Here is a 4,810-nt window from a genome sequence, read left to right on the forward strand (position 1 = left end):
GCACGGTGGTCGGGTGGCTGCGCCGGCGCGCGGACACGCTCGGCAGCGGGGTGGCCGTCGACGTGGATTCGGTCGATCCGCTCGTCGCTGCGCCCGGCGCGCGCGCCGCGCTGCGCCGCGACCAGCTGGTGCCGATCCACCGCTTGCAGATGCCGCAGGATCTGGCGGGAGCCCACGGCACGAACCGCGCGCCGACGTTTCCGTACATCACCGCGGCTCACGACCTCGACGCCGTGTTCGCCTACCTGCACCGCTACGACGGCCAGGCGGCAACGCAGCGCGCGTACTGGCGCGAGCTCAAGCGTTTGTATTGTCGTGCGTGCTCGAGCGTCGGCGGCCGCTGTCGTCGATCCTGGTCGACGACAGCGAAGCCTACAAGGCGTTTCTCGCGTCGCCGTTGGATTCGTTCCGCGGCCCGGGGCGCTGGCGACCGTTCGCGCTGGAGCTGCTGTCGCTGGATAGCCGGCAGTATGCGGTGCGCATATTGCGCGCCGCGTTTGACTGGCTCGTGAAGGTCCGCTATCTGGCCGGCAACCCGTGGGTGGGCGTGGCGGACCGGAAGCCGCTGAGGCGCGCGACCCGGCTGAAGGTGCAGCGGGCGCTGCCGATCGACGTGTGGGCGACGGTCCGCACGCAACTCGCCGAGCGCAGCGAAGGGCAGGGGCCGCGGGGCCCGGACTGGCGGATCGCCCGAGCGTTGATCCTGTTGATGGGCGACGCGGGACTGCGCATCGAGGAGGCCGTGACAGTCCGGCGCGACGGTCTGCAGTGGTGGCCGGCCGAGGACGCGACGCCAGCAACGTGGCTGCTGAGCGCGATCCGCAAGGGCAACAAGGAGCGCTTCGTGCCCGTCATCGACGACACGATCGAGGCCTTCCGCGAGCACTGGCGCGACCGCGCGCTGGACTTTGATGCGGGCGCGACCAAGATTCCGCTCGTCGCGCCGACTGTGATTCCGCCCACGCCGGCCGGTCGCGACAAGTTCGGCGTTACGGCGACCGGTGAGGCGACGCGCGTCGCGGGCTATGCGCCAAGCGTGGCACGCCGGGTGGTCGCGTGTGCGCTCGACCAGGCGACCTACAAGGACATCCAGATCTACGTGAAGCAACGACACGGCGTCGTGGTCCATACTTGCTGGGGCGCACCCGTGAAGTAATTGAACGGCCTACCGTTACGTCGCACGCGCACCACCGAGCGGGCGAAGCCGTGCTCGCCACAATGGCGTCCGCCGATCGAGGAGGCCATGCTTCATACGCGTTGGATGCGATGAGCGGCGGAACGGACTCAGTCGGCCCGAGCCTGGCCGCTGCATCTGCAGCTGTATTCCACGCAGCGACTGCGTGCCAACCCTGCCTAAACGATCTCCGTGAATCACTTCGTGTAGGCGTTCTGGAGGTCGGCAAAATCGGGGTGAGTCATTTACCGCGCGGCAGGGGGTGCATACGGCCGGGTAAACTACCTGGAAACAGAACGACCATACCATCGGGGACCCCATGACACTATCGGACGATTCGGATTGGCAAAACTTGTCGCCCCAAGTTCAGCGCGCCTTGTCGGCAGGATGGAACGCCGGCGCGATGCCCACTGTGGCGTCTGCCCTGTACAGCCGCTGGTGGCTGTTGGAGACGTGGCTGCGTTCTTTGGTCTATATCGAGTTGCGGAGCGCAAATGGCGCCGCGTGGGCGGACGGATTGTCGGCCAGCTCGGCGAGCCGTCAGCGCAATGACGAGAAGATTCAGTATATGCAGCCCCCCGACGCTCAGGACCAGTTGGCGTACCTGGACGCAGGTCTGCTCCTGCGCCTAACACATGACGAGTGGCCGCTGTTTGGCGCCTACGTGCCGGCGCAAAAAATCTGGGCGGGCCGCATCGAGGAACTTAAGGAGATCCAGAATCGCATTGGACATTGTCGCCGACCGCACGAGGACGATTTGGATCGCTTGGAGCAGACACTGCGTGACCTGAACGGTGGTGCTTTTCGAGCAACGTCCTCGTTCAAGGATCAATCGCACCCGAATGAACATTGGTCGGATGGTCTGGTCCGAGACTGGCTGCGCGAAGCCCATTCCGAAGGGGATTTGGAGGAACATGCCCGGCGCCAGTACGAGACCACCTTCAGTCTTGCGTTTTCATCGCATCCGTGGGCGCAGCCCTTGGTGGCCAACGAAGACCAACTCGGTTGTGGTGCCGGTTATATCTGGCACGCACGTTGGTATTTTTGCGGCGGGAGGACCTTCAACCTGGCGCAGTTCTGGGAAGACATCGAGATTGATCGAGATCTCATCATGGTGGTGTGTGCGGATACCCAGTCCAGCCTTCAGGTATCGTTCTCGGCGCTCGACGATCAGCAGCAGGTCGGCGACGTGATCGGTCGATGTTTTCATGCGGCACTCACGAATCTTGGCTACCACTGCGCGGATGATGACCACGTCGAATGGGCAGGACGCTATGCCGTGGTGGATCCTCGGGTGCACGCAGCAACACCGTGGGCCATGATCGAGCCATCGACGAAGGGATGCATTGTCTTTTCGGCGTGAGCGCTCGGGATCCGTCGCGTCTCTCAGGCGCGCCGGCCGGGCGGGTGAGGCCCATGGCCGGTATCGAACGCGGCACGTTCGGCTTCAATGGGCGACCGCGAGGAATAGAGGAAACACGGGATATCTAGTGATCCATGAACATGAACGACGATACTCAGCCATCCGGTGAAGACCCCTGGCGACTCTACGACTTCGAAAGAGACGGCCTTGATGTCTTCGACGGCCACTCCTGCGACTACTACCTGCTGTGCTATACGGACGGATCGCTCGACAATGGTATGGTGATTAAAGCCATCAGCGCTGGCCCGGAAGGGCTCATTTCGGACCGAGACGCATCGGGTGCGTTCGGTATGGTGCCAATCGACCCGAGAAACGTAGCGGCCTACGTTGAAATCAGGCGACCGGAATTGTCCGAACACATCACGGTCGCACTGGCGCGCGCGCGCAAGAAGCTGGTTTTCTGGCACCAAGGAGTTTACGTCGGTGCGATCGAAGCCAAGCGGCCGCGTGAACAACTGATTCAACTCCACGCTCATGGGTTCGCGATCGCCGACGGCAATGTGACTGTATTTGATGGTCAACTGCTCGAGATGCCGGAGGACGCATACTGGGTCGAAGAAACCCTGGCTGTCACCCCGCTGAGAATCGATGTAAGCGTCGTTTCGACCACAGAGAAGATCGTTCAAGCGGAGGAAACTGCACTCCAGAGCCGGTCCGATTCAGAGCGCCGCCAGATCAAGCGAGTCGAGAAGCGGACACGGCGTGCCAACGAACGGCGCCTACTCGAGCTGGGAACGACTTTCGATAAGACGCCCGCGATGAACGCGATCGCCGTGCACGCGGAGAAGCTAACACCGTTCGGACTTCTTGACGAGTACGACGCCTATGTGTCGCGAATCGTTGAAAAGCACTTCCCTAGTTATGTGGTCACCACGGCTTCGGACCCTGACGCGGTACTAGCAGCGTGTGCGGAGGCTCAAGGATCCTTCTTGGACAAGTGCCTTCACAAGATCAATCTGTTGTTGGCGGAAGTGCCGAGGCTTGAGCAGCGTGAAAGAATCCGTGCCGAGTTTGAATCAAGAACCGGGTTGAAGTTACTCTTCTCGGCCGAGGTGACTCAGCTAGCAGGCGGAATACCCTTCGTGGCTAGATCAATTCGGGATGAAGCACGCTCCTACCTCAGTCCGGTCGGAAATCAGCGGCTCTACGCACGCGAAGATATCGAACGGGCATTGGCGGCAGGGCGTAAGAGCCAAATGACTGATGTGAAAGCAAGTCGAGCAACGCCGTGAGAAAAAGTGGAACCCATGGGCGCCGGCCGCTGAGCAAAGCGCAACTGCTGCCGTTGCCGACCGATCAGGTCCGTCGCCTTTCCCTCAAACATCACCTCGCGCTTGTGTGCCTGGCGGACGGCCGCGGCGATGTCGATACCTTGTCGACCCTAGCGAACGTCGTTGAGCTCGCGCACCAGCTCGGCGCCGGCGACGGCGTGATTATCCGACCCGCACAGGATGCGATTGCCGCGTGTGTCGACCGGGCAGAGCAGACGGCAAAGATCGGGATCACGGAGGTCGAGCGGGCCGCGATCGCGGCTGTGCTCGTGTATCACGATGCCCAGCTGGCGCGCGTGCCTCTTTATCGGTATGCCGAAGCGCTTGAGCAGGCCGCCGGACAGGCGCGGCGGGCCGCAGGCGTCAACCATCGCTGACGGCGTGCGCCTGCTCGTGCGCGCGGCGGAGCGATTTCCGGGATGGCTCGTTTCGGTTCGCGAGCATGCCGTTGTGATAACAGGCGAGATGCACCCAAGAACGCCACATGACGCCGCCCCAAGCAGGAGCACTTGGTGCGAAACTTGTTGAGCGTGCTGTTGGTGATTGTGACGCTCGTGTTGGTCCGAGCTTTAGTTCGGGTCGAAAACGCGCGGTACGCTCTGCGGCTCGGAATGTGGCCCAACATGCGAGAGATGACTGCGGCGATCGGGGACAACAGTGTGAACCGCACCGGGAATCGTGGAGGCTGGTTGGTTTAAGTTAATGCATGCACGTCAGCAGCATTTCTGAGTGCCCCATAGTAGTTTGCCTCAGCCTCAGCAGGCGGGATATAGCCGAGCGGTTCCATGAGTCGACAATGGTTGTACCAGGCGACCTGACCCTGTCTCGATTCCACGTACAGCAAGAAGTTTGATAACTTTTTGACTGTATGGAGAACAGAATGGCAGAGAACGTGGTGCCGAGAAGGCAATACACGCAGGAATTCAAGGTGGAGGCGGTGCG

Annotated in this window: 4 protein-coding genes; all 4 read left to right on the forward strand. The window is 62.0% G+C overall.

Annotated features, from left to right (window positions below):
• Positions 1–310: 310 nt before the first annotated feature.
• The 4 genes from G3O00_RS40135 to G3O00_RS40150 all read left to right on the forward strand — a co-directional run bounded on the left by G3O00_RS40135 (position 311) and on the right by G3O00_RS40150 (position 4,245).
• Complete coding sequence (locus tag G3O00_RS40135) at positions 311–1,156, forward strand: hypothetical protein (RefSeq protein WP_241025562.1); 846 nt, start codon at positions 311–313, stop codon at positions 1,154–1,156.
• Between the two features lie 337 nt (positions 1,157–1,493).
• Positions 1,494–2,537, forward strand: a complete 1,044-nt coding sequence (locus G3O00_RS40140) for a Swt1 family HEPN domain-containing protein (protein WP_206146308.1) — start codon at positions 1,494–1,496, stop codon at positions 2,535–2,537.
• A 134-nt stretch (positions 2,538–2,671) separates the two neighbouring features.
• The gene (locus G3O00_RS40145) at positions 2,672–3,829 is read left to right on the forward strand and encodes a hypothetical protein (protein ID WP_206146309.1); all 1,158 of its coding nucleotides are present in this window, start codon (positions 2,672–2,674) and stop codon (positions 3,827–3,829) included.
• Positions 3,826–4,245, forward strand: a complete 420-nt coding sequence (locus G3O00_RS40150) for a hypothetical protein (RefSeq protein WP_206146310.1) — start codon at positions 3,826–3,828, stop codon at positions 4,243–4,245. Before G3O00_RS40145 ends, G3O00_RS40150 begins: the two co-directional genes overlap by 4 nt.
• Positions 4,246–4,810: the final 565 nt, after the last annotated feature.

Origin of the sequence: Burkholderia sp. Ac-20384 (assembly GCF_017104605.1) — a bacterium.
Classification (GTDB): domain Bacteria; phylum Pseudomonadota; class Gammaproteobacteria; order Burkholderiales; family Burkholderiaceae; genus Burkholderia; species Burkholderia lata.

Bases quoted from the DNA above. Each gene is read 5' to 3' on its own strand.
- G3O00_RS40140 (WP_206146308.1), top strand. From the start codon at position 1,494: ATGACACTATCGGACGATTCGGATTGGCAAAACTTGTCGCCCCAAGTT.
- G3O00_RS40145 (WP_206146309.1), top strand. From the start codon at position 2,672: ATGAACATGAACGACGATACTCAGCCATCCGGTGAAGACCCCTGGCGA.